Source organism: Phycisphaerae bacterium (assembly GCA_017999985.1).
Taxonomy (GTDB): domain Bacteria; phylum Planctomycetota; class Phycisphaerae; order UBA1845; family Fen-1342; genus JAGNKU01.
Map to the genome: position 1 here is coordinate 222,594 of JAGNKU010000006.1, position 25,321 is coordinate 247,914.

17 protein-coding genes are annotated in these 25,321 nt (G+C 68.3%); 10 read left to right on the forward strand and 7 right to left on the reverse strand.

Translation table 11 applies throughout. The features are described from left to right. Positions 1-12 precede the first annotated feature (12 nt). A complete protein-coding gene (locus tag KA383_10065; protein MBP7746469.1) occupies positions 13-1,257 on the forward strand; it encodes a hypothetical protein in 1,245 nt (414 codons plus the stop codon). Positions 1,258-1,313: 56 nt separating this feature from the next. On the opposite strand, the gene KA383_10070 is transcribed toward KA383_10065, so the two are convergent. From KA383_10070 to smc, 3 genes are all read right to left on the reverse strand, one after another. After that, positions 1,314-2,648 (reverse strand): DUF1573 domain-containing protein, encoded by a 1,335-nt coding sequence (locus KA383_10070; protein MBP7746470.1) that lies wholly within the window; start codon positions 2,646-2,648, stop codon positions 1,314-1,316. 272 nt (positions 2,649-2,920) lie between these two features. After that, positions 2,921-3,946, reverse strand: a complete 1,026-nt coding sequence (locus tag KA383_10075; protein ID MBP7746471.1) for a prepilin-type N-terminal cleavage/methylation domain-containing protein — start codon at positions 3,944-3,946, stop codon at positions 2,921-2,923. Between the two features lie 473 nt (positions 3,947-4,419). Then, positions 4,420-7,989: a chromosome segregation protein SMC gene (gene smc, locus KA383_10080; protein MBP7746472.1), complete on the reverse strand. Its 3,570-nt coding sequence runs from the start codon at positions 7,987-7,989 to the stop codon at positions 4,420-4,422. A 263-nt stretch (positions 7,990-8,252) separates the two neighbouring features. Between smc and KA383_10085 the strand changes: the two genes are divergently transcribed. From KA383_10085 to KA383_10095, 3 genes are all read left to right on the forward strand, one after another. Continuing rightward, complete coding sequence (locus tag KA383_10085; protein MBP7746473.1) at positions 8,253-11,378, forward strand: fused MFS/spermidine synthase; 3,126 nt, start codon at positions 8,253-8,255, stop codon at positions 11,376-11,378. 398 nt (positions 11,379-11,776) lie between these two features. After that, positions 11,777-12,568 carry a PEP-CTERM sorting domain-containing protein gene (locus KA383_10090; protein MBP7746474.1) on the forward strand — a complete coding sequence of 264 codons (792 nt, stop codon included), beginning with the start codon at positions 11,777-11,779 and terminating at the stop codon, positions 12,566-12,568. A gap of 530 nt (positions 12,569-13,098) precedes the next feature. After that, positions 13,099-13,890 carry a PEP-CTERM sorting domain-containing protein gene (locus KA383_10095; protein MBP7746475.1) on the forward strand — a complete coding sequence of 264 codons (792 nt, stop codon included), beginning with the start codon at positions 13,099-13,101 and terminating at the stop codon, positions 13,888-13,890. A gap of 101 nt (positions 13,891-13,991) precedes the next feature. Here KA383_10095 and ribF read toward each other — a convergent pair whose 3' ends face one another. The 3 genes from ribF to KA383_10110 are packed head-to-tail and all read right to left on the reverse strand — an operon-like array spanning position 13,992 to position 16,830. Continuing rightward, positions 13,992-14,963: a riboflavin biosynthesis protein RibF gene (gene ribF, locus KA383_10100; protein MBP7746476.1), complete on the reverse strand. Its 972-nt coding sequence runs from the start codon at positions 14,961-14,963 to the stop codon at positions 13,992-13,994. A 21-nt stretch (positions 14,964-14,984) separates the two neighbouring features. Further along, positions 14,985-16,271 (reverse strand): diaminopimelate decarboxylase, encoded by a 1,287-nt coding sequence (lysA, locus tag KA383_10105; protein MBP7746477.1) that lies wholly within the window; start codon positions 16,269-16,271, stop codon positions 14,985-14,987. Positions 16,272-16,308: 37 nt separating this feature from the next. Then, positions 16,309-16,830, reverse strand: a complete 522-nt coding sequence (locus KA383_10110) for a hypothetical protein (GenBank protein ID MBP7746478.1) — start codon at positions 16,828-16,830, stop codon at positions 16,309-16,311. Between the two features lie 114 nt (positions 16,831-16,944). Here KA383_10110 and KA383_10115 point away from each other — a divergent pair, with 114 nt between their 5' ends. Then, positions 16,945-17,124: a hypothetical protein gene (locus KA383_10115; protein ID MBP7746479.1), complete on the forward strand. Its 180-nt coding sequence runs from the start codon at positions 16,945-16,947 to the stop codon at positions 17,122-17,124. Positions 17,125-17,149: 25 nt separating this feature from the next. On the opposite strand, the gene KA383_10120 is transcribed toward KA383_10115, so the two are convergent. Continuing rightward, positions 17,150-20,140 (reverse strand): phosphoribosylformylglycinamidine synthase, encoded by a 2,991-nt coding sequence (locus tag KA383_10120; GenBank protein MBP7746480.1) that lies wholly within the window; start codon positions 20,138-20,140, stop codon positions 17,150-17,152. 389 nt (positions 20,141-20,529) lie between these two features. On the opposite strand from KA383_10120, the gene KA383_10125 reads away from it, so the two are divergent. From KA383_10125 to KA383_10145, 5 genes are all read left to right on the forward strand, one after another. Beyond that, on the forward strand, positions 20,530-21,600 hold the full coding sequence (locus tag KA383_10125; GenBank protein MBP7746481.1) for an acetyl-CoA carboxylase carboxyltransferase subunit alpha: 1,071 nt from the start codon (positions 20,530-20,532) through the stop codon (positions 21,598-21,600). A 153-nt stretch (positions 21,601-21,753) separates the two neighbouring features. Then, on the forward strand, positions 21,754-22,134 hold the full coding sequence (locus KA383_10130) for a DUF971 domain-containing protein (GenBank protein ID MBP7746482.1): 381 nt from the start codon (positions 21,754-21,756) through the stop codon (positions 22,132-22,134). Positions 22,135-22,214: 80 nt separating this feature from the next. After that, on the forward strand, positions 22,215-22,787 hold the full coding sequence (locus KA383_10135; protein ID MBP7746483.1) for a DUF2617 family protein: 573 nt from the start codon (positions 22,215-22,217) through the stop codon (positions 22,785-22,787). 96 nt (positions 22,788-22,883) lie between these two features. Then, positions 22,884-24,833 (forward strand): excinuclease ABC subunit UvrA, encoded by a 1,950-nt coding sequence (gene uvrA / locus KA383_10140; GenBank protein MBP7746484.1) that lies wholly within the window; start codon positions 22,884-22,886, stop codon positions 24,831-24,833. Positions 24,834-25,111: 278 nt separating this feature from the next. After that, positions 25,112-25,306 carry a hypothetical protein gene (locus KA383_10145; GenBank protein ID MBP7746485.1) on the forward strand — a complete coding sequence of 65 codons (195 nt, stop codon included), beginning with the start codon at positions 25,112-25,114 and terminating at the stop codon, positions 25,304-25,306. Positions 25,307-25,321 lie beyond the last annotated feature (15 nt).

The window sequence follows — 25,321 nt, forward strand, 5'->3', positions numbered from 1 at the left end:
TGGCCGGCATCCGTGCGGCGCATCGAGGGCAAGTACATGACTTATGTCGCAACGTCGCAACCATGGGCAAACCGTGACTGCCGCCCGACACGCACTGGACCGCAACATCCAACGCTTGTTCGTGGCCTGACGCTCGCCGAACTGCTGATGACCGTCGCGGTCATGGCACTGCTCTGCCCGCTGGTGCTGGCCGCAGTCGGGCGTGCCCGCACGCAGACCCGGACCGCCGTCTGCGAAGCTCAGCTTGCGATGCTCGGCCAGCTCATGCTCATGTATTCCAACGACAATGGTGAGTTCATACCCGGGGTGAACACGACCGGTATCGCGGCCCGCGCCAAGAGCCGCACCCCCGGCGCAATGAATTCGCGGCAAATCCCCGTCCAGAGTTTCGACTGGATGACGCCGCTGCTGCAGAACGACCCGAATCTGCCCGACAACCGCGCAGCACGGTTTCACTACCTATATTCGCAGTATCGCTGCCCGTCGCAGAACGCCACCGCCTGGCTGTACGGCCTGAACCAATGCACGGACCAGGTCGATTTCGACAACTTCGCCATCTGGCCGGCATGCAGCTACCTCATGTCAACTCACTTCTCGCTGTGGGGCCAAAACCATGCGGGCGAAGTCCTCGGCTATTTCGAGAACACCCCCATCCCGATCGTTGCCCGGGTCACCCCGCCAAACTGGGAAGCCGGCCACGCGGAGTTCGAATCCCGCCTCGGTCAAGTCGGCCCCCCGGCGCGCAAGATCTTCGCCGGCGACGGCACGCGCTACATCGGTGCGACCGGCATGATCGACGTCGACGTCAGTCCGGACCCCGTCTTCTTTGGCGCATTCAGCAGCGCGGCCGGCTGGTACGCCAGCGGGACAGAGTATGGCGTCAAAGCGGGCACGCTCACCTGGGGCGGCCGACCGGTCACCCCTGGCAGTCCGTCACACGGACAGAACCTGCCCGTTTCCTACCGCCACGGCCTGCCAGTACTCCATGACGGGCCAACGGTCACGGCCGGCGCAGTGCCGGGCAACGCGCTGCCCATGCACGGCCCGGAGCTCGACGAAGGAAACCTCGTGCCGTTGCAGGATGGCTCCGCCCAGCAGAATTCGGGCCACATCAACGCGGTCTTCTTCGACGGGCACGTCGAACGGCTCAACGACTACCAGTCGCGTGCGATCGAACTGTGGTACGCGACTGGTTCCGTAGTGCAGGACGCTACCGCCGGCATGACCGATGTGCCCGCCGGCTACGTCATCCCGTAGGCGTTCATCAATGCCAAGACGCCGGCGACACGGCGCGCCGATCATCTAGCCGTGCCTCAGGGCGTCGGCGGCGGCGCGGGGGTCAGCGCTGTCGTGGGCGCCGGCGGCTGCCCGGCCGTCGGCACGCGGTCCGAAGCGTGCGCCGCGCTCTTCACAATCGGCACCGTGAAATGCTGATAGGCCTCGTCCGGCGCATCCGTGAAGATCTGCAGCGTCATGGTCCCGTTGGGCAGCTCGTCGTACGGCGGCAACGTCACCCGCACCACCTGCGACCGGGTGGTGCTGCCCGCCGGCGGCTCCTCCGGCGGCAGGATCTCCCAGCGCACCGCGTCCACGCTCGATTTCACTTCGGTAACCCGCACCGCGCTGCCCGCGCGCGTCTGCACCCGCACGATCTGCGGCAGCGGCCGCGTCGCCGCCGGGGTGACGGTCAGCCGCGGCGGAGTGAGCGACACCAGCGGCGGAACATGGGCCGACACGTACACCGGGATGCTCGGCACTTTCTCGTTGCCGGTTTCCAGGAAGACCGTCGCGTTGTTCATGTTCAGCCGCAGCGGCGGCTTCGTCGTCGCCGTCAGCTCGTAGAGCCTGCCGGGCTCCAGTTCCTTCAGTTCCACCTGGAACGGTTCGAGCTTCTGGTTCTCACGCAGCTTCAGGTTCAGCGGGCTGTCGAAATTCGTCGCGAGCCTGATCGTCTGGCTCACGACGGCATCGCGTTCGAGGTTGCTGAATGCGATCCGGTCGGACGGCGTCATCGTGACCGGAGACTTGACCGTGCCCATGACCTTGATGACGACCGATGGCTGCGTGGGGTCGTTCGTCGTGACCGTGACGGACTTGTTCGCCGGCCCGGCGCGCGTCGTGTGGTATGAGATCTTGAAGGTCGTCGTGGCGCCCGGCGCCAGCGGCGACTCCGGCTTCGTGGCCACCGTGCAGCCGCACGAACTGCGGGTCTCCAGGGTCAGCGGGTCGGTGCCGACGTTCTTGATCGTGAACTCGCCCTCGGCCGGCTCTCCTTGCCAGACCTCCTTAAAATCGAACACGGTTGGGCTCATCTCCAGCCGCGCACCGCCCGACAGGGCCGCGCCGCCGGGCCGGGTGGCCGTGGGTCGCGCAGGTACGGGTCGCGCGGGCCGGGTAGCGGGCTGCGTCGCCGGTTTTTCCCGCGCCCGCTGCTCGACCTGCTGGCGAATGTACTCTGCCAGGGCGTCGCGCTCGGAATCGGACAGCGGCTGACCGTCGCGCGGTGCGTTGACATCGAAGGGCTGCGTGGTCGGGGGCGGAGCGGCCACGGCCGGCGACTGGGCCAAGCTGGCGGGAATAACCGCGCCGAGCACAATCAGGGGCGACGAAACAACCAGCGCCCGTGGGCGCCGCAGTGCTGCGAACATATGCGTACTCCTTGGTGAGCTGCGACCGGGAATGTCCCGGCGCGCCGGGCTCAGGTGCCCGCCGCCCCGGGTGAAACGGACCCGCCGGACTGGAAGCCCCGCACGGGGGCCGGCGCCTGCGAGCCTCATATGTGACGCTGCCATGTCATGGGTGTGCTTCCGTCCGCATCCCGTGCTTACATCGTACGATTCTTCGCCGCTCAGAACAAGCACGCCCCCATGCGAAAACAACGCTGCGCAGCATCCCCGCGCCCGGGCGACTGGGCCGACGTTCAGGGCGTCGAACGCATGTTCTCCTGCCGATCCACAAACGGCCACTTCCGGTCATAGTCCGCGCCGTACACCGCCCGCCACAGCTCGTTCGCACCCAGAACGCGCGCCCCCACCGTGGGATAGTCATCCAGTTGCCAGTAGTCGCCGCGGGACAACAGGCCGGGGGAGTACACGTTCATCCGCGCCAGCGTGTCCGGGTCGAAGATATCGCGCCGGCTGGCCCGCGCGGGGCGCGCGGCTCCGTCGCAGAACAGTAAGTTGTCGGTCATGAACCGCCGATGCCAGCCCGTCACCAGCACTGGGTCGGGGTCCGGCAGGTCATCGCGTCCGATCATGTTGAAAAAGGTGGGCTCACCGACGAGCGCCAGGCGCGACGTGCTGCGGAGGGTCGACGCGCGGTGGCCCCACGGGCCGGTCGAAAAATGCCCCTGGTTGCCGCCGTCGCCCGCGATCAGCGTGAGCATCGACAGGCTGGCGCGGTAGCTGTTGCCGAGCGTGTCGTAACAGGGCCGCTCGGCGTTCTCGAGCGGCGAGTCGTCGATGTCGGGGTGCGCGGGGTAGCCGCGATCGGACGGGCAGTGGAACCACTCGATCTGGCGCGTGTCGGCGAGGTTCACGCTCGCGAGCGCATAACGCGTCAACGGCCGGCGGCGGGCATCGTACGCCGGCTCCGCGGCGGCGCCTTCCGCCGCCAGCAGCAGGCCTTCGTTCGGCCCCGTGCAAAACGGGACCTGGCCGGAGCGGCCGCCCCAGGCGAACCAGTGGACGGTGCGCCACTCCCAGTAGGAAACACTCTGGAGCATGCGCTCATGGATCGGAATGAGTTGCTCGGCGGGGTCCTCGAGCGCGTACGCCTGCAGCGTGAGGCCGATGCTCTTGAGGTTGGCGAGGCACTTGGCCTGTTTGCCGTGCTCGCGGGCGGCCGACAGGCTGGGCAGCAGAATCGCGATCAGCAGGGCGATGATCGCAACCACGACCAGCAACTCGATGAGCGTGAACGCTCGTGGGCGCCTGCGCCGACCCATGGCCACCTCCGCGGCGTCCTCCCCGGGGGCCTCCGCCCGTTCCATAGTATACCCCGGCGGGCGCGCCGCGCGGGCCGGCGCGCAAGAAGGGGGCATACGCAACACCCGGCGCGAGTCGCAGGTCGGGGGCCGGTTGGACCCGCCGGCCGGCGCCACCCCCGCGTGGTTCGCGAGGGGCTCAGGAGGTTGCGTATGCCCCAGGGCTGCCGTCGGCATCCCTTGTCACCGGCGGCGGCGACCGCGTGCGTCCGGCCCAGGTCAGGCGCGGACCGCAGCGTCAGTGGCCGTGTCGGGCGCGGGAAGCCGAACTCATCGGCTTGGGCGCCTGCCGGTCGTTAGCAGACGCTGCGCTTCTTGGCCTTCTTCTTCGCGGTCTTCTTCTTGGCGACCTTCCGCTTGGCGACCTTCTTCTTGGCCTTCTTCTTTGCCATGGCGCAACCTCACAAAGAAAAGGAAACAGGAACTAGAAACACTCACGCCACATGTGGCGCTTGTACGCGGTCGTCAAACCGGACGCTGACGCGCTTGCTGACGCCCGGCTCTTCCATCGTGACTCCGTATAGCACGTCCGCACAGGCCATCGTCCGCTTGCTGTGCGTGATCACCACGAACTGCGAATGCGACAGGAACTCCTGGAGGACGCTATTGAAGCGTTCCACGTTCGCTTCATCAAGGGCTGCATCGACTTCATCCAAAATTGCGAATGGCGACGGCCGGCTCCGGAAGACCCCCATCAGCAGCGACACGGCCGTCAGCGTCTTCTCGCCGCCCGACAGCAGTGAGATGGATTGTGGCTCTTTTCCCGGGGGGCGCGCGATGATCTCGATGCCGCACTCCAGCGGATTCTCGGCATCCTCGAGGAGCACATCGGCGCGGCCGCCGCCGAAGAGCTTGCGAAACATCTCCTGAAAATTCGCGCGGATCTGTTCGAACGCGGCGAGGAAACGAGCCCGCGACTCGCGGTCCAGCTCTTCGATCAGCGTCTGCAGGCGCTCGATCGCGCTCAACAGGTCGCTGCGCTGCGCCATCAGGTGCTCGTAGCGCGGGCTGAGCTCTTCCAGTTCCGCGATGGCATCCAGGTTCACGTTCCCCAGCCGCGCGATCTTGCCGCGCAGTTCCTCGATCTCGGCCCGCACCGCGGCCCAGTCCTGCTCGGCATGCGCATACGTCGGATAGAGCGCGGCCAGGTCCACCGCCAGCTCGTCGCGCACCCGCGCCACCAGCGCTTCCTGCCGGACCTCGCATTCACGCAGCTCCACCTCGCCGGCACGCAGCGCGGCCTCGAGCTCCTCGCAGCGCTTCTGCAACGCCCGGATGGCCTGCCCGCAGTCCTCGCGCTGCTGCACCAGCGCCTGCCGGCCCTGACGCAGCCGCAGCACCTCGGCCCGGCGCTCTTCGCATTCCGTCGCCCGCGCCGCCTGCTGCTGCCGGGCCGCATCCAGCTCCTGCTCGGCCGCGGCGATCTGCGCGGTGATCTCCTCCGCCTCGCGCTCGGCACCGGCCTGCTCGCGCTCCAGGCCCGCGCAGCGGGCCTGCAATTCCCGCAACGCCGCTTCACCGGCCGCCCGCTTCTCCGCCGCCCGCCCGCGCTCGACCAGTGCCTCGGTGCACTGCTGCGCCAGCCGCGTGCCGGCCGCCTCGGCCTCCGTCAGCGCCGCCGCCAGGGCCGTGATGCGGGCCTCGTGGGCCCGCTGGGTCGCGTCCACCGTGGCGCTGTCCGCCTGCAGGCGCTGCAATTGTGCAGTCAGTTCGTCGATCTGCCGCTGGACACCGCGGACCTCGTCATCCACCAGCGCCCCCTCGCGTTCGAACCGCTGCAACGCGTCGTCCACCCGCACACGCGCGCTGTGGGCCTCGACATGCTCGCGCTGCAGGGCCGCGCTGCGCTGCAGCAACCCGTCGCGGTGCAACTGCACGTCCGAGACCCCCTCATCCACTTCCATGCGCCGCCGCGTGAGCTGCACCAGCGTGGTTTCCACGTCCTCCAGCTCGCTGCGCAACTGCCGGATCTCGGCCTTCCGGCTGATCAGGCCCGCCGCCGCGGCCGTCGCGCCAAACGTCAAGCGACCGTCCGCCGCCACGGTCGTCCCGTCGAGCGTCACGAACACGCAGCCCGCGAGCGCGTCGGCCGCCAGGCGCAGGGCCTGCTCCACGGTCTGGACGATGAACGTCCGCCCCAGCAGGTGCTCGGCCAACCCCCGGTGCTGCGGCGCGCATTCGACCCAGTCCACGGCGCGGGCGACGAAACCCGGCGCATGCTCATAGCTGATCGGCGTCGGCGGCCGCGCCAGGCGATCGAGCGCCAGCACGCGCAACGGCCCGAGCTGCTCCCCGCAGCGCGCCAGCTCGTCCAGAAACGCCGCTGTGTCGCGCACGACCACGTGGCTTTCGAACGTCGCGAGCACCGTCTGCAGGATACCGACGCGCGGGTCATCGATGCGCAGCAGGTCCGCCAGCAGACCGACGACCAGGTCGGCCCCCGCGGGCGTGTCCCGCCACGCCAGCACGGCGCGCGTGCCCTGATCGACCCCCTCCAGGCGCCGCTCCAGGTCCGCGAGCAGCGTCAGCCGTGACACGATGGCGCTGCGCGTTTCCTTGGCCGTGCCGACCTGCGCATCCAGGCGGTCCGCCTCGTCCGACAGTGTTGCCAGGCGGGCTTCATCCTGGCGCAGCTCGTCGCTCAGCGCGCCGAGCTGCTGTTCCAGTCGCGCCACGCGCTCGGCCAGCTCGCCGACCTGCTGCGCCAGGCCCTCGGCCTCGCGCGCGATCTCCTGCCGGCGAGCGGTCAGCCGCTGCGCCTGCGCCCGCAGGCGGCCGTGCTGCTGGGCGCAATTCTCATGCTCGTTCTGCAGTAGCGCGCCCCGCCGTACCGCTTCGAACGCCGCGACCTTTTCGCGCTCGAGCGTCTGGCGGGCCTCGTCGGTGCGCACCTCGGCCGCCTGCCGTTCTGCGTGCAACGCGGCGATGCGCGCTGCGCAGGCCTCCTCGGCCGCCCGCAGCTCGGCGTGCACCTGCTCCTCGGCCGCGATGCGCGCGCGCTGCGTGCCCAAGCGGTTGGCCACCTCGGTGGCCTGCGCCCGGCGGCGCTCGCGGACCGCCGCGAGTTCCGGCAGGCGCTGCGTCCCCAGCGTGATGCGCTCGATCAACGCGCTCAGTGCGCTCTGCGCGCCTAGCAGTCCGCTCTCGGCCGCCTGGATCTGGTCGTCCAGCGCCTGCCGCGCATGCTCGACCTCCGCCGCCTCCGCATCGCGCGCCGCCAGCCGGGCCCGCTCTTCCTGCAGGCTCGCCCCCAGCGCATCCGCCTGCGCGCGCCCGCGGCGGCGCTCCTGCTCCAGCTCGTGGTACTCGGCCATCGAGAACGACGAGCGCAGCTCGCGCAGGCGCCCGTCGTACTGCTGGAAATTGCGGGCCTTGCCCGCCGCCAGCCGCACGCTGCGCAGCCGCTTCTCCAGCTCGTCCACCAAGTCCTGCAGCCGCTCCAGGTTGCCCTGCGTCCGCTCGAGCTTGCGCTGCGCCTCGTTGCGCCGGAACTTGTACCGGCTGATGCCGGCCGCCTCCTCGAAAATCTCGCGGCGTTCGAGCGGGCTGGCCTGCAGCAGCAGGTCCACGCGGCCCTGCTCGATCACGCTGTACGCGTCCACGCCCACCCCGGTGTCGAGCAGCAGCTCGCGGACTTCCTTCAGGCGGCACGCGCTGCCGTTCAAGCGGTATTCACTCTCGCCGCTGCGATACAGCACCCGGCCGACCGTCACCTCTGCGCAGTCACTGCGCAGGATCCCCGTGCGGTTGTCGAACGTGAGCTGCACTTCGGCGGCGTTGGCGGGCTTGCGCGAGCGCGAGCCGGCGAAGATCACGTCCGCCATCTTGCCCCCGCGCAGGCTGCGCGCCGATTGCTCGCCAAGCACCCAGCGGAACGCGTCCAGCACGTTGCTCTTGCCGCACCCGTTCGGGCCCACGATCGACGTGATGCCGGGCCCGAACTCAAATTCGGTACGGTCGGCGAAGCTCTTAAAGCCGTGCAAGACGATTCGCTTCAGAAACACGCGCTCACCAAACCAGCCGCAGGCCCGGGTGGCGCCGCGCCAACCCGGCCACACCCAGCCTGCACCGCGCCTACTACATATTGTATTATGGGCGACAATATAGCCCCAGCCCTGTGCACGTGCAAGTGGATTATGCGCTTTATGCAACCCGCGCGCCGCAGGCCGCAGCACCGGACCGGCAGCGCCGTTTGCCAGCGCGCGCGCGTTCAGATATTCTGCGACCACGCGCTGGCAATTCCGCCACGCCATTGGGACGAACCCCCGTGCGCACACCGCTCCTGTATCTGCTGTTCCTTCTGTCCGGCGCCGCCGGCCTGATCTACGAGCTCGTCTGGGTGCGCGAGCTCATTTTTGTTTTCGGCGGCACCACGTACGCCATCACCACCGTGCTTGTCGCGTTCATGGGCGGCCTCGGCCTCGGCTGCTTTTTCGCCGGGCGCTGGTGTCACCGCCTCGAGCGGCCGGGGCACACCTACGGCGTGCTGGAGATCTGCATCGGGCTCTACGCGCTGTGCGTGCCGTTCCTGCTGAACGTGGCCGAGCCGGGGTACCGCGCGCTGTACCCGCATCTGGCAAACCAGCCGTGGCTGCTCAACCTCGTCCGCTTTGGCGTGGGCGGCCTGATCCTGATCGTACCGACCACGTTCATGGGCGCGACGCTGCCGATCCTCGTCCGCTACGTCACGCTGCAGGGCGGCGCGCTGGGCCGCTCCGTCGGTCATCTGTACGGCATCAACACGTTCGGCGCCGTGCTCGGCACGCTGGCGGCCGGGTTCGTGCTCATCCCCACGCTCGGCCTGCTGCACACGACCTGGCTCGCCGCAACGCTCAACATCCTGATCGGCATCGTCGCCGTGAATCTGCTGAACCAGACGGCGCAGGCGGCCGCGCCGGCGCGCGCCGCGGCCGCGCGCGCGGACGCACTGGCTGCTCCGCCGCTTTCCGGTCGGCTGCGCCAGGTCGTGCTCGTGGGCTTCGCGGTCTCCGGCTTCGCGGCCATGGTTTACCAGATCACGTGGTCGCGCGCGCTGGTCATGGCGGTCGGCTCCACCACCTACGCCTTTACCTGCATCCTGGCGGCGTTCATCCTCGGCCTGGCCCTGGGCAGCCTCGCGATCGCGCGCTGGGCCGACCGCTGGAAGGACCCGGTCTTCGTCTTCGGCGTGCTCGAGCTGCTGATCGGCCTGATCGCGGTCGTGATCGTGCCGATCCACGGCCGCGTGCCCCTCATCGTCGCAGACATCATCGACGCCTACTCCAAACGCCACAACGGAGCCGTCATTACGTGGCAATTCTATGTAACCTGGCAGTTCCTGCTGATCATCGCCATCACGTTCGTGCCGACGTTTCTGATGGGCGCGATCTTCCCGCTCGCAACCCGCGCCCTCGCCGGGGCCGGCGACGAAGCCGGGGCCGCCACCGGCCGCGCCTACCTCGTGAACACGATCGGCACGATCGCCGGATCGTTTCTGGCGGGCTTCATGCTGATTCGGAGCGACGTGCTGGGGATTCAGAACTCCATCATCCTGGCCAGCCTCCTCAACGGCATCGTCGGGCTGGCGCTGGTGCTGCTCGCGCGGCGACCAACCGGTGCGGCGTTCGCGCCCCGGGCCGCGGTGGCCGGCGTGCTGCTCGTACTCATCCCCGTCGTCGCGGTCGCCGCCGGGCGCTGGGACCGGCACACCCTGACCGCCGCTCCGTTCATGATGCGCCACTCGGCGACGGCGGCGCGCGAGATCGTCTACTACGGCGAAGGTGTGGACGTCACGGTGAGCGTCGAGCACCCGGCCGGCCTGCCGCAGCTGCTCACCATGCGCGTCAACGGCAAGCCCGACGCGTCCACGGACTTCGGCGACATGGTCACGATGCTGCTGCTCGGCCACGTGCCCGCGCTGGTGGGCCCCGAAGCCCGCACGGCCTGCATGGTCGGCCTGGGCTCGGGCCTGTCGCTCGGCGCGCTCGCCTGTCACCCGTCGTTCGAGCAGATCGACTGCGTGGAGATCAGTGACGACGTGATTCGCGGCGCGCAGTTGTTCAACCCGTACACGTACAACGTCCTGAACCGTGATCCGCGCGTCCACATGATCCTGGCCGACGGGCGCAACCACCTGCTGCTGACCAACCGCACCTACGACATGATCATCACCCAGCCGTCGAACCCCTGGATGGCCGGCGTGTCCAACCTCTTCACGCGCGAATACTTCGAACTCGGCCGACGGCGCCTGACCGACCGCGGCGTGATCGCCGTCTGGCTCCAGGGCTACCGGACCTCGCTGCGCGACTTCCAGATGATTGTGCGCACGCTGTTCGAGGTCTTCCCGCACGTGTCGCTCTGGGAGCTCAACGAGGACGACTTCCTGATGATCGCCTCGCCCCAGGCGCTGCAGCTCGATTTCACCGAGTTCACGCGCCGCTTTCGCACACCCACCGTGTGGGCTGACCTGTACCGCGTCAGCGTGCGGCGGCCGGCCGACGTGCTCAGCCGCTACGTGGCCTCGGACCAGACGCTGCGCGAATGGGTGGCACAGGCGCCGATCCACACAGACGACAACGCCCTGCTCGAATTCTCCGCCCCGCGCCAGATGTTCATCGCCCATCGCACGATTGCCGCGGCCTTGTATCTCTTGCAGCGCTCGCCGGTCACCGACCTGGTGCGCGATCCGGCCACTGTGCCTGCGGAGTTCGTCCGCGAGCTCGAAAACGCCGTCGCGGCGCGCTGGGTCCGCATTCGTGGCGATGAGCTCATGGAGCGCGAGGACGTCGCCGGCGCGCTGCGCCTGCTGCTTGACACCTACGCGACCTGCCCGCACAACGCGCAGCTCTACCGATTCATCATGTATTCGCACGACGGGATCACGGACAGCTTGCGGAAGCGGCAGATCCCGGCCCAACCCGAAGTCGCGGCGTTGCTGGAGCGAATCGCGCAGCTGCCGCCCCCCAGGGGGTTCGCGCCGCTGACGGGCGCAACGCTGGCGCAACTCGCGACCACCCAGCGCGGCCTTGCACAGGCCGCGGCGCAGCGCGGCCAGTGGCCTGCGGCCGTCGCGTTGCTGCGCGAGGCGCACGACCTCCAGCCCGAAGACACCGAGGTGACGCGCGCGCTGGCGAACGCGCTGGGACAAGTCGGGCAGCTCCCCGAGGCCGCCCGAATCCTCGATGACCTGCTGGCGCGGCGCCCGGAGGACGGCGCGGCCAACTATCTCCGCGCGGTGATCGCGGCGCACAGCGGTGATCCGGCCACAGCGCTGCAGCGACTCGAGCAGGCGCTGCAATGGGGCGCGGTCTCCGCCGCCCAGCTTGCGTCTGATCCGAATCTCGAGCCGCTGCGCGCCGATCCACGGTTCCAGGCGCTTCTGACTCCGCCGACCACCGCGCCGGCCGCGCCCTGATCTGCGCCCCGCGGCGGGCTGATCTACGGGTGCCGTGGCCGCGTCCGGGGCACGCAGGCACCGGCCCGTCGCCGACGCCGTGAAACCTGCGAACGCCGCCGATCCGCGGAAAAAACGCGCAACATATTGAAAAATATTGAGTTAGATCGCTTTCAGACATGCCGGTCGCGGCGCGGGCCCACGCGGCCCGCGGACGCCGGCCGATCGAACCGCCCCCGTCCGAGAACGCGTGATACCCCGGAAATTTGGACAAACAAAGCTTGCAACGGCCTGCCGCGCGGAGTATAAAGAGATCAGTGAGAGGAAGGGTGAGCGTCACCCACGTCGGTATTCATGGTCCCAGGAGGCAGAAGCAAACCTCCGTTTGGCAAGCTTCACAACAAAGGGAGAAGGAGATTATGAAGAAAGCACTGTGTGTAATTGCACTTTTGGCGATGGTGGCCAGCGCAGGCGCGACCGTCCGCGTCTTCGCGACCCCAGCCAGCGCCGGCATGGGCTTGGACATCACGGCCAATGCCTTCCAGCCGACGTTCAGCACCGTGACGGCGGACGGCAACAACATCAACGCGTATGATTTCTACTATGGCCACTTCACCGTGACCAACTACCCCACGCTCTCGACGCCGGCCGGCGACGCCATTACGCCGGTTGAAGTCCCCGAAGGCGACTTCGCCTACATCTGGGTGCGCTTCGAGTCCGAGCGCAAGGCCGCCACGATCAACGGCCTGAAGGTCGTCATTCGCGAGCTGGGCCAGACCGACCCGGCCGCTGTCACAACCGCGTGGTACGTCCAGAACGACAAGGGCAACACCGGCCCTGGTATGTCCCGCAAGCGCTGGGACGGCACCGCGACGCCTCCGGGCTATGCCGAGTGGCACAACAACCCGCAGGCCTTCGTGTCCGTTCAGGCGAACGGGCTCGTCAACCTGCCGACGGGCACCGATGCGCAGATGATGGGCACCTGGCTCGCCGGCACCTCGACGCAGCCGCGGTCGAGCGTCCACCTCTTGGGCGCCGTCCAGGGCATGCCGGGCAAGACCTATGAGATCTTGATCCCCAGCCTGCTCGACATCAATTACAGCGCTGATCCGCAGCCGACCGAAATCGCCGGCGGCGTGTTCAAGTTCCTGCCGGAGCCCACCAGCCTGATGCTGCTGGGTCTCGCGGGCCTGGTGCTGCGTCGCCGCTAATTCGCGGACCACGCTTCAACCAGCTCGGTAGTTGATCCCAGGAGCCGGGTGTTGAGCCCGGCTCCTTTCTATTTGCAGCGACACCGCTCCGACCGCGCCACCGCGAGAACGGTTGCGGCGGCGCCACCAGCACGTCGGTTTTCATCCGGGGCGCGTCGGACACCTGCTTGGCCACGAGCGTCCCCTGGGGCTTGCGTCAGCAAGCCGCTCGCCTACTTTCCGTTTGCCATACCCGAATGCCGCCGGGTCCGCTCCCGGCCCTTTTACGGGACGCACCCGGAATTCGGTCATACCCTCCACGGACGCGCCGGTACGGGTTTCGGCCCCGGAACCGCGTTTTCGAGCCCGCGCGGGCCATGCGCCCGATATTCGCACGGAAAAACTTGCGCCGCCCGCACTTGAAATCCCAAATTTGCGAGGCGTAAAACCTGTGCGTAAACAAAAGGGTGTATGTCACCCAAGTAAGAACACGGTCTCAGGAGGCTGGAAGCATACCTCCACTGGCACTTTTGGAAAGGGAGAACCGCACCATGAAGAAAGCACTGTGTCTTGTTGCGATGTTGGCACTTGTGGCGACGGCGAGCGCGGACGTCCGCGTCTTCGCAACCCCTGCCAGCGCGGGCTATGGCTTGGATAACGCAGCCAATGCTTTCCAGCCCACGTTCAGCACGGTCACACCGGGTGGCGACAACATCAACGCGTACGATTTCTACTATGGCCACTTCACCGTGACCAACTATCCGCCGCTGGGCACGCTTCCCGGCACGGTTGCCACGCCGATCGAGATCCCGGCCGGTGACTTCGCCTACATCTGGCTGCGGTTTGAGTCCGAACCCAAGGGCGTGACCATCAACGGTCTGAAGGTCTTGGTCCGCGAAGTCGGCACGACCGAGCCGGCCGCCATCGACGCCGCCTGGTACGTCCAGAACGACAAGGGCAACACGACGCCGGGCATGTCCCGCAAGCGCTGGGACGGCACCTGCACGCCTCCGGGCTATGCCGAGTTCCACATGAACCCGCAGGCGTTCGTGGCGGTGACGGCGAACGGCATCACGAACCTGGCAACGGGCGTTGATGCGCAGATGATGAGCACCTGGTTGGCGGGCACCACCACCCAGCCGCGCAGCAGCGAGGCCCTCATCGGTGCGATCCAGGGCACGCCTGGCAAGACCTACGAGATCCTGATCCCGAGCTTCCAGGACATCAACTACACCAACGGCACCTCGCCCGCTGGCCTCCAGGGCGGCGTGTTCAAGTTCCTGCCCGAGCCCACCAGCCTGATGCTGCTGGGCCTCGCGGGCCTGGTCCTGCGTCGGCGCTAGTTCGCGACGCCGCCAGCTAAGTAGCTGATCCGAGGAGCCGGACGCCACGTCCGGCTCCTTTCTTTGCGCGCGGGGCGTGGCGGCATGAGCCACTCGGCGATCTAAAGCGGGATCACGCCGGCGGCGCGGAGGAGCGGCACCTGCGCCGCCAGCGCCCGCGTGGCGGCCACATCCTGTCGGAGTTGGGCCGCCAGCTCGTCCGGTCCGGAGAAGTGCTGCTGTTCGCGCAGGCGCTCCAGGAAATGCAAACCGACACGCCGCCCGCGCAGGTCCCCGCGGAAGTCCAGCAGATGCGCCTCGACGCGCGACCGCTGTTGCGCGAAGGTGGGCTGTGGACCAATGTTGACCGCGGCCAAGTGCAGCGCGTCGTCTTCGAGCTGGGCAATCGCCGCGTACACGGCCTCCTGCGGCAGCGGCTGTCGCACGTCCTGCAGGTTCGCGGTCGGAAAGCCCAGGCGGGCCCCGCGCGCGTCGCCGCCGCCCGTCCGGCCCACGATGCGGTACGGTCGCCCGAGCATGGCATGCGCCTCGGCGACGCGCCCATCGCGCAGCGCCTGGCGAATCGACGAGCTGCTGATCGTCGGATGCGTCGGCAGCTCGGCGCAGCGGAGCGCGGGCACGACGTGGAGCTCGTAGCCCCAGCGCGCCGCGTGCACGGCGAGCGTTTCATTGTTGCCGGAGCGGCCGCGGCCGAAATTGAAGTCCGGGCCTTCGACCAGCGCGCGCGGCCGACAGTGCGCGACCAGGCTGGCCAGGAAATCGTCGGCGTGCTGAGCCAGGAAGGCGGGCTCGCTGCGCACCACGATCGCGTGCGCCACGCCCAGCCGCGCGAGCAGCGCCAGCTTTTCACCCAGCGTGCCGAGCGCAGCCGGGGCCCGCTCGGGGGCCAGCACCGCCAACGGATGCGGATGAAACGTCAGCACGGCGACTTCCGCGCCGAGCCGCAGTGCCACCTGCCGGGCCGTCGCCAGCAACTGCGCATGGCCACGGTGCACGCCGTCGAAATTGCCGATCGAAAGCACGACCCCCGCGGGCGGCGCGGCGAACTTCTCCAGACCGTGGCAGATGTTCATGCCAGGAGCATAGTCAGGGCCTCAGGCGCTGTCGAACTGTTCCGCCGCGACGAGATCGGCGTACGTCTCGCGCCGGCGAATGAGTTCCGCGGTGCCGCCCGTCACGAGCACCTCGGCGGCCCGCGGCCGGGAGTTGTACTGGCTCGCCATGGCCATGGCGTAGGCGCCACAGGTAAAGACGGCCAGCAGGTCGCCGGCCGCCAGCGGTGGCAGCCGGCGGTCCTTCGCGAGGAAGTCACCGCTCTCGCACACGGGCCCGACCACGTCACAGGGGGCCAGGCCGGCGAACGGCTGGTCGGGCGCGAAATCCGACGGAACGCGGTCGCCGGCGTGTACCGGCCAGATGAAGTGATAGGCGCTGTAGAGCGCCGGGCGAATCAGCTCATTCATCGAAGCATCGACGATCACGAACCGCCGGCGACCCGTGTCCTTGGTCCACAGGACGCGCGCCAGCAATACGCCGGCGTTCGCGGCGATCGAGCGTCCCGGCTCCAGGATTACGTGGAGCCCACGTCCGCGCAGGAGCGGGACGATTGCGGCGGCGTACGCGTTGGCGTTGGGGGCCTCGCCGCCCTTGTAGTGCGCGCCGAAGCCGCCGCCGATATCCAGCGTGTCGAGTTGGAAGCCGGCGGCGCGCAGCCGGTCCATGAGCTCCAGGGCGCGCTGAATGCCCAGCACGTACGCGCGCGGGTCGTAAACCGGCGAGCCGATGTGCAGGTGCAATCCACAGATGTCGAGCCCCGGCTGGCGCGCGAAACGCTCGAACAGCGCGGGTGTCTGCTCCAGCGCGACGCCGAACTTCGTCTCCTTCGTCCCGGTCGTCGTGTAAGCGTGCGTCTGCGGATCGACGTCGGGGTTGATCCGCACCGCGACGCGGGCAGTGCGCCCCAGTCGACGAGCCACCGCGCCGAGTTGTTCGAGTTCCGGCGCGGATTCGACATTGAGCAGCCCGACGCCCGCTTGCAGCGCCGCCTCCATCTCCGCGGCCGTCTTGCCGACTCCCGCGAAGACGATCCGGGCTGCCTCCGCCCCTGCGCGCCGCGCCCGGTACAGCTCGCCGCCGCTGACGACGTCAAAGCCGCTGCCGGCCGACTGCAGCAACCGCAGGATGTGGAGGTTGGGGCAGCACTTGACCGAATAGCAGATCAGCGGATTCAGCTCGGCAAACGCGCTGCGCAGCCGTTCGAAGTGCAGGCGCAACGTGCCGGCGGAGTAGACGTACAGCGGCGTGCCGAAACGCGTGGCCAGGTCGTCGACCGCGCACTGTTCGCAATGCAGTTGTCCGCCGCGATACTCGAACAGGTCCATGCCACACACCATCCGGCGCGCGAGCGCACCGCGAAACTCAGGGGCCCACGCGGACGCGCAACCCCAGCTCCTCGGCCCGCTGGGCAAGGTCGGCTTCGTCCATCCAGCGCACGTAGTATTCCTGTTGCGAGACGTTGTAGATGATGACATGACGCCCCGCCGGCAGGAACAGGCGGTTGTGCGGCCGTTCGCAACAGCACACACCGACTTCGCGGGCAAACGCCGCGTGCTCAGTGAAGCGCCAGTTCTCGAGCACGTGCAGGCGCCACACGTCGCCCAGCTCGGACGCGATGGCCGGCAGCGGAAACTTCTGCGGGTCGCGCAGCCAATCGGCGTGGTGGCTGCGCAGGACGCGCGCCGCCGTTTCCATGCGCGTACGACAGGTCTGAATCGCCTCCCGATCGCGATTCACGACCGACAAGACCACCATCAGCAGCGTCAGCCCGACGAACACGGCCACACGCCACAGCACGCGCCGGCGGCGGCGGCGCAGCGCCTGCAGCAGGACGCGCTGGCCCGCGACGGTCGACGCGGCGGTGACGGGAGGCTCGGGGTTCATGCGTCCGATCCGGCAAACACGGGCTAATCCTCGGGCGGCGCTTCCCTCGCGCAGACTCCTATTCTATAGTTGCGGCCCGTACCGTAACAGCAGCACGCCTGGAGGACCCGATACGTGAGCCTGGCGGACAACGAGACCCTCTGGCTCGGCGGCGGGATCCTGGTCACGGCCGTGATCGCCGGCGCGGTGTTGTTCTGGCTGGGGGCTGAGTTGCGTACGCGCCGCGCCAGGACCACGCCCCGGCCGCCCGGGTCGCCGCCACCGGATCCGGACCCGCCGCGCCCCGCCCCATAACTGAGTACCCGAGCCCTGCAGGGCCTCATGATCGGACGCCACGCCACGCCGCCGCAAGCGCCGCGACCTTCACCGCGTGCCCGTCGCAGCGGAGCACATCGGCGTCCGTGACGCTGCCGATGACGCGGCCGGCGACCGCCGCCTGCGACAACGCGGCCTCCACGGCGCGCCGCTCGGGCGTTTCAACCAAGTACGCGGCGCACAGCTCGTCGAACGGGCCCGATCCCGCGGCCGGCAGATCAGGCACGGTGGCGCCGTGCGCCGCCGCGATCGCCATTTCCGCCAGGGCTACCAGCCAGCCGCCCGTGGACACATCGTGCGCCGCCGCGACAAGCCCGCGACGCATCAGCTCCGCGACCGTCGCGTGAATGCGCGCCGCCTGGGCGAACGAGAACCCGATCGGTGGCAGGCCACCAACCAGCAGGATGTCGCTGCCGGGCCGCTTCAGGTCGGGCGTGAGACACCGCTCCGCATCGGCGACCACGCTCAGAGCGCTGATCAGCAGCGTGGCGGGAATTGCCAAGCGGCGCCGGGCGCGGATCCGCTCCTCGAGCGCCGGCAGAATGCCGCGCAGCCACCGCGCGTCCGCGTCGTCGCCGGCGGCACGTTGCCGCAGCGTCGCCAACAGCGGCTCCACGTCCGCCGCATCAAGCGCGAACTCGTTGTTGAGCGAGTCCTTGCCCGAGATGAACGGCGTGCCAAAGGCCGTCGCCACGTCGTAACAGGCCTGGCACGCCCGCACCAGCGCGCCGAGCTGTGTCGGATCGTCGCTGCGCCCCCAGCAGAAATTGTCGAGAATCGCCGTCGCCGCTGGGTCGCCGCCGACACACACGATGTTGCGAACGGCCTCGTCGATCGCCGCCGCCGCCATCCAGTACGGATCCACGTCCGCAAGATGCGGTGCCAGACCGCAGCCGAGCACGATGGCGCGCGGCGACGCCAGGCGCGGCCGCAAGACCGCCGCGTCACCCGGTCCGCGCCCCGGCCCGGGCAGAGGCTTGACCACGCTGCCGCCCTGCACCTCGTGGTCATACTGCCGGATGATCCACTCCTGCGAAGCGACGTTGGGGCGCGCCAATTCGCCAAGCAGCCGCTCACCGAGATCGCCGGCGGCACCCCGCGATGTCACCGTAGCAGCCAGGGCCGAGGCGTCCGTCGGCGGCCACCACTCGGCGGCACGCTCCAGCCGCGGCACGCCTTCATGGAGGAAGTGCATGTCCAGCTCGCCCACCACGCGGCCGTGAAAACGCAGAACGATGCGGGCCGCCGCAGCGTGCGGCGCGTCCGAAGCAGGGCCAAAGACGCCGATGACGGTCGCTTCCACTTCCTCGGCCCGCATGAGCGCCAGGAATCGCTCCAGGTTCGCCGGCGGGACGGCGACAACCATGCGCTCCTGCGCTTCGCTGATCCAGATTTCGTCATAGCGCAGCCCGGCGTACTTGAGCGGCACGCGCTCGAGCTCGACGACCGCACCGATCCGGGCGGCCATTTCACCCACGGCGCTGCTCAACCCGCCGGCGCCGCAGTCGGTGATCGCGGTATACAGGCAGCCCCCCGCGGCATCGCGCGCCTGCAGCACCGCGTCGAGGAAGCGCTTCTCGGTGATGGCGTTGCCAATCTGCACAGCGTGCGAAAATTCGTCCGCGTGCGTATCGGTCAGCTCGGCCGACGAGAACGTCGCGCCGTGGATGCCGTCGCGGCCGGTGCGCCCGCCGATGACGACGACCAGGTCGCCCGGCTGCGCGGCCTTCTCGACCATCGTGCGCGGCAGGAGGCCCACGGAGCCGCAGAACACGAGCGGATTTCCGAGGTAGCGCGCATCGAAGTAGACGGCGCCGTTGACCGTCGGAATGCCCATGCGATTGCCGTAATCAGCCACGCCGCGCACGACGCCGCGCAGCACGCGCCACGGGTGCAGCACACCCTTGGGCAGCGGCGCCTGCGGCCAGTCCGACGGCGCGACGCAGAACACGTCCGTGCTCGCGATCGGCTTGGCCGCCAGACCGCAGCCAATCACATCGCGGATCACGCCGCCGATGCCGGTCGTCGCACCGCCGTATGGCTCGATCGCGGACGGGTGATTGTGCGTCTCGACCTTGAAGGCGATGCCGTAGTCGTCGTCAAACGCGATGACGCCGGCGTTATCCTGAAACACCGAGAGGCACTGCGGGCCACGCTGGGCCGCCATCAGCTCCTGTGTGGCGCGGGCGATCGTCTCTTTCAGCAGATTGCCGTAGTGGCGTGTTTCGGTGTCGCCGGCGCCGGACGAAGGGAGCGGCGCACCTCGGTAGACCATCGCGCTGCGCAGGGTCTTATGCACGCAGTGTTCCGACCAGGTTTGCGCCAGCGTCTCGAGCTCCAGGTCCGTCGGTTCGCGCCCGCGCGCCCGAAAATGGGCCTGGATCGCCAGCATCTCCGCACGCGAGAGAAACAGGTGGGCCTCGCGCGACAGGCGGTCCAGCGCCGGTCCGTCCAGATCACACAGGGCCACGTGCCGGACCTCGAAGCGATACTCCGGCGGACGCAGCGCCGGTTGGACGCCCGCCGTGCCAGGGACCACCTGCTCGATACAGTCGTTCGCGAGCACCCGCCCCACCGTCTCGTATACCGCGCGCTCGTCCAGGGCACCGCCCAGGACAAAGCGGCGTCCCGTGCGGACGGCTGCCACCGCGAAACCCTCGGCCTCCAGCTCGGCCCGCGTGCTCTCGGCGACCGGATCCATCACGCCCGGACGCAGTTGGATCTCGAACCCGACGGCCCCCGGTGGCGGAGCCGGGATGCGGTCGCCCGCTGCATGAATCGCCGCCGCCTCGGTGACCGGGTCGGTCAGCAGTTCGGCGGCGATTCGTTCGACGTCGTTGCGCTGCAGGTCGCCTTCCAGGAAGAAAAGCCGTGTCGCGGCCGCTGAAGTAAGCCCCGGCAGGCCGGCATCCCGCAAGATCGCAACCAGCGTGTCACTGGTGCCCTCACCCGCGGCGGCGATCCGCGGTGCGATTTCGATTCGATACACGCTCATGGTTCGCTGTCCGCCTCCGTGGGCTGCCGCGCGCTGCAACTAGCGTTAAGGGAGCGTGAATAATACCAGGGGCAGGTTTCTGCGTCGCCTGGTTGATGAACATGCGTGGTCCATTGGCAGCGACTGAGAGAGCATGGCTTAGTCACCGGGATTCCGGGAGCGATTCCGATAAATTCTGTGGAGCAAAACTCATAACTCGTTATTTCATAAGCTATTGCGTTGACATCACGCCGGATGGAAGACGGAAAACCGTCCGCAATTCCGCGCCGGCCAGGAAAATAGACTTGCCTGCGGTGGGTCCAAAGTCGTACCATTACGCCCTAACGCAGGCAGACTCTGGGTGCGGGTCGGAGACCCGCGAATGGCGCGGCCTGTCTGGTTAGGAGCTTATGAGCACACAACCCAATGGTGCCAGCACGCCCGTCGTCAGCACGGCCCACGTGCTCGAGTTTGAGAAGCCGATCGCAAAGATGGAGCAGGAAATCCATCGACTCGAGGCACTCCAGGCTGAGTCCGGGCGCGACTACTCAGAGGTCATCACGGGGATTCGCGCGCAGTTGCAGAATGCATTGCGTCAATCCTATGCCGACCTCACCGCGTGGGAGAAGGTGCTGATCGCGCGCCACCCCCGCCGGCCACTCACGCGCGATTACATCCGCATGCTCACGCAGGACTTCTGCGAGCTGCACGGCGACAAGCTGTATGGCGATGATCGTGCGATAGTCTGCGGTTTTGCCCGTCTGGCGGGCCACCGCGTCATGCTTATCGGACATCAGAAAGGCCGCGAGACGCGCGAGAAGATCGAAGTCAACTTCGGCTGCGCGCACCCCGACGGCTACCGCAAGGCGCTGCAGAAGATGCAGCTCGCCGCCAAGTTCAAGGTGCCGATCGTCTGCCTGATCGATACACCGGGGGCCTACCCGGGTGTCGAGGCCGAGGAACGCGGCATCGCCCGCGCGATCGCTGTAAGTCTCATGGAGATGTCGCGCCTCCCAACCCCGATCGTGGCGGTCGTGATCGGCGAGGGTGGCAGCGGCGGGGCGCTGGGCATCGCGGTAGCGGACCAGGTCGCGGTCATGGAGCACGCCTACTACTCGGTGATCAGCCCCGAGGGGTGTGCCGCGATTTTGTGGAAATCGGGTGAGCAGGCGGCGCTGGCGGCCGAAGCCCTGCGGCTCACGCCCCAGAACCTAAAGCGGCTGGACCTGATCGATGCGATCATCCCTGAGCCGCTGGGGGCGGCCCATCGCGACCCGGACACGACCGCCAAGAACTTGGAGGCGTGGATCGGCAAGACTCTGCGCGATTTGCGGCGGCTGAAGCCCGAGACTCTGTTACGACGCCGCTATGAACGGCTGCGAAAGCTGGGATCGTTCTTCACGGATCCCAAGCACATTGAAACCAAGACCCCCAAGCGCGCCCGGCGAACGCGGACGACGGCGCCCGCGACTGGGAACTGAGAGATCGCCCGCCTGGAAGGGGGCGTGGGCCGATGCTACTGGGGTACTTACGGGGTCCCAAGCAGTCGGGGCCCCTGACGATACGACCGAGACTCGCAGATCGCGCGCGGCCTGGGCGCGGTCGGCGGGCGGGCCGCCGGGAGCGCTGTCGGAGTGCTTGACCCAGCCTTACGCCCGACGGATATCGCGATAGCGCGTGGCGGATCGCTGCGGATCTGCTGGTCGGACGGTCGGCTGAGCGACATTCCGCTGCCCGTCCTGCGGAAGGCGTGTCCATGTGCACAGTGCCGGGAGTCGCAGGGCGCGAAGGCTGGAAGCGGGTTGCCGGTGATACCCGCACCGGCGGCACAGGCCGCGATGACCGCCGTGGCCGGCGCCGAGCTGGTCGGCTACTACGCGGTGCGGATCCGGTGGCAGGATGGTCACGACGTTGGGATTTATGACTACGAGCTGCTGCGGCGGCTCGGGAGTTCCGGGGAGCGGCAAGAGGACGGCGGTGCGAACGAAACGCACGCAAGGGACGTAGAATGTTAGGGGCGTCCGTGGATTTTGTTGGGCCTCGGGCATGGGCTGTGATATACTGAGGTTCCTAACCGAGTAGTGAGGTTTTACCCTTGTCAGAACGAACGATGCACAACGCGGACGTCACAAGTCCGGCGCTCCAAGCTGTTGATCTGCATTTATTTGTGTATGATCGCGCACTCCACCCAGAGTTGTTCCAGCACTACGCGAACCACCGGGTGCTGCAGTCGCGCTACCATGCCGACATCTGGATTATCGGTCTAAGTCACGTCGTTACCGTGACCAGCGGTTCACACTGCCTGACCGAGCTGCTGACGCGCGAGAGCGAGGTACTCCCGACGCGTGGCGTGCTGTCGCGCTTCCGACTGAAGGGCGAGCGCGATCACGAGCGCAAGACGGCCGATGGCTGGAGCTACCTGGTCAGCACTCAGGTCGAAACGATGGACGAGGCCCTGTACAAGTCCGTTCATCACGACCTTCTGCGGCACACCGAGAAGCGCGGCTGGTTCCAGTCGTATGAGCAGTGGGCGGACGGCGACCTCACGCCGTTCACGTACATCGACCACGAGGCCCGTGACCGCGAGTTCCACGTGCATGCGTTCCATGCCTATCCACAGGAGCGCACGTTGGTCAAAACGCAGTCCATCATCGAGTTGCCGGCCTAGTCCGGCCAGCCTGGCCCAATCCGCGGCCACCCGGTCTGGCGCACGCCGCGGGTGGCCGCGTGCTTACCGATCCCCGGCATGGAATTTGCGGCCACCATGAAGCCGACACGCGCGCCAGACGTGATTCAGATCGCCGGGGCCCGCGAGCATAATCTCCAGAACGTCGCCCTGACCATTCCGAAGAACCGGCTGATCTGCTTTACCGGCGTCTCGGGGAGCGGCAAGAGCAGCCTGGCGTTCGACACGCTTTACGCCGAAGGACAGCGGCGGTACGTCGAATCGCTCAGCGCGTACGCGCGGCAGTTCATGGGGCAGTTGCCCAAGCCGGACGTCGACCAGATCTCCGGGCTCGCGCCGGCGATTTCCATCCAGCAAAAGACGAGTGGCTGGAACCCGCGCAGCACCGTCGGCACAATCACGCAGATACACGACTACGCGCGCGTGTTGTTCGCGCGGGCCGGCGTCCAGCATTGCCCGCGGTGCGGGCGGGTGATCGCAGCCCAGACGCGCGAGCAGATGCTCGCGCGCATCCTGGCCCTGCCCGAGGGCACGCCGATCATGGTTCTGGCACCCAAGGTGCGGGCCCAGAAGGGCGAGTACCGCGATCTGTTTCAGGAACTCATGCGCCAGGGCTACGTGCGGGCGCGCGTCGACGGCCAGGTGGTCGACCTGTCCGATCCGCCGGCCCTCGACCGCTACCGGCGGCACGACATCGAGGCTGTGGTGGACCGCTTGACGATCCGACCCGCGGTTCGCGCGCGGCTGGCGGACTCGCTTGACACGGCGCTGACGGCGGGCGAGGGCACGGTCATCATCGCGACGGTGGAGGGCGAGGGCAGCGCCGGGCCGCGCGCGGTGCGCCGTGGCCGGCCCCCGTCGGCGGTCGCAAGCCGCGACATGCTGCTGGCCACGGGGTTCGCGTGCGCCGTGTGCGATGTCAGTTTCGCACCGCCCCACCCGCAGATGTTCAGCTTCAACAGTCCCCAGGGTATGTGTCTGCAGTGCGACGGGCTCGGGACGCGTTACGATTTCGACCCCGACTTGCTCGTGCCGGACCCGGCGCTGAACTTCCTGGCGCCGTGCATCGCGGCTTTGCGTCACAAGCCCGGGCGCTGGCGGCGACATCTGTACGAGGGTGTCGCGCGACACCTCAACATCGACCTTCACACGCCCTGGCGCGACCTGTCGGCCGCAGCGCGGCACGCGCTGCTGTACGGCACGGGCGCTGCGCACATCACGTTTGAGTGGAAGGGACGCTACGGCACGTGGAAGCATGGCGGGACGTTCGAGGGCGTGGTGGCCGAGCTGCAGGCCCGGCATCGCAAGACGACGTCGGCGATGGTCCGGCGCTTCTATGAACAATTCATGCGGCAGGCCCCGTGCACGCAGTGTCGCGGCGGACGACTGAATGAGCAGGCGCTGGCAGTGCGCCTGAGCGGGCGACCGGACGGGCCAGGCAGCCCCAGTGCGAACCTGAACATCCACGAAGCGGCGCAGCTTCCTATCCGGCGCGCGCTCGGGTTCTTCTCGAACCTGGAACTGGACAGTGTGCGGAGCATCATTGCCGCCGAGCCGCTCAAGGAAATCCGCGCCCGGCTGCAGTTCCTGCTGGACGTCGGCTTGGACTACCTGACGCTGGACCGCGCGGCGCCGACGCTCTCGGGCGGCGAGTCGCAGCGCATCCGGCTCGCGAGCCAGATCGGCTGCGGGCTCGTGGGCGTGCTGTACGTTCTCGACGAACCCAGCATCGGGCTGCACCCGCGTGATCATCGCCGGCTGCTGGCGTCGCTGGAACGCCTGCGCGACATGGGCAACACCGTGGTGGTGGTCGAGCACGACCGCGACACGATGGAGGCGGCAGACTACCTGGTCGACTTCGGGCCGGGCCCCGGGGCGCGCGGCGGGCGTGTGGTTGCCGCCGGCCTGCGCGACGAGCTGGCCGCAGCCGCGGAATCCGTCACCGGCGCGTATCTCGCCGGCCGCGCCAGCATCGAGGTTCCGCCGGCGCGCCGTCCGATCACGCGAACGAAGCGGCGCCGGTCGTAGGCGGGCTCACGCGGCACACGGTGTATTGTTGAATGAGGCGACGTATTCGGACGCGCAGGCCGCGCCCGCGCGCCGCGGCGCGCGGATGGCCGCTCACGCGTCGTCGCGCCGGCGGCGTGCGGTAGCGGGAATCGGCTCGTTTTCGGGCGTGCCAGCGCGTGCCTGCAGCGCGGTACCCCCGGCAGCGGGGTTCCAGCGGCGCGGTAATCGGCGGGCGGCTTCTAACCGATACGAGACTGAGTTTGTATCGCGGCGTTGCCCCGAGGACGCATGGTCCAATGCCCGTAACGATGATTTGTCCCAACCTGAAGTGCGGCCGCACGGTCGTCGCCGCCGACTCTGCCCGGGGCAAGGTCGTGCGCTGTGCCCATTGCCAGGCGCTGTTTCTCGTGCCGCGCGACGTGTCACGGCACACACGTGAGACGCGCCCGGCGGATCCCGCCGGCGACGAAGCGAAGCGACGGAACCCGTAGACGCAGAAACGCGCG

Coding starts and splice junctions, on each gene's coding strand:
- KA383_10070 (MBP7746470.1), bottom strand. CDS start 2,648: ATGTTCGCAGCACTGCGGCGCCCACGGGCGCTGGTTGTTTCGTCGCCC.
- KA383_10075 (MBP7746471.1), bottom strand. CDS start 3,946: ATGGGTCGGCGCAGGCGCCCACGAGCGTTCACGCTCATCGAGTTGCTG.
- KA383_10090 (MBP7746474.1), top strand. CDS start 11,777: ATGAAGAAAGCACTGTGTGTAATTGCACTTTTGGCGATGGTGGCCAGC.
- KA383_10095 (MBP7746475.1), top strand. CDS start 13,099: ATGAAGAAAGCACTGTGTCTTGTTGCGATGTTGGCACTTGTGGCGACG.
- ribF (MBP7746476.1), bottom strand. CDS start 14,963: ATGAACATCTGCCACGGTCTGGAGAAGTTCGCCGCGCCGCCCGCGGGG.
- lysA (MBP7746477.1), bottom strand. CDS start 16,271: ATGGACCTGTTCGAGTATCGCGGCGGACAACTGCATTGCGAACAGTGC.
- KA383_10110 (MBP7746478.1), bottom strand. CDS start 16,830: ATGAACCCCGAGCCTCCCGTCACCGCCGCGTCGACCGTCGCGGGCCAG.
- KA383_10120 (MBP7746480.1), bottom strand. CDS start 20,140: ATGAGCGTGTATCGAATCGAAATCGCACCGCGGATCGCCGCCGCGGGT.
- KA383_10125 (MBP7746481.1), top strand. CDS start 20,530: ATGAGCACACAACCCAATGGTGCCAGCACGCCCGTCGTCAGCACGGCC.
- uvrA (MBP7746484.1), top strand. CDS start 22,884: ATGAAGCCGACACGCGCGCCAGACGTGATTCAGATCGCCGGGGCCCGC.
- KA383_10145 (MBP7746485.1), top strand. CDS start 25,112: ATGCCCGTAACGATGATTTGTCCCAACCTGAAGTGCGGCCGCACGGTC.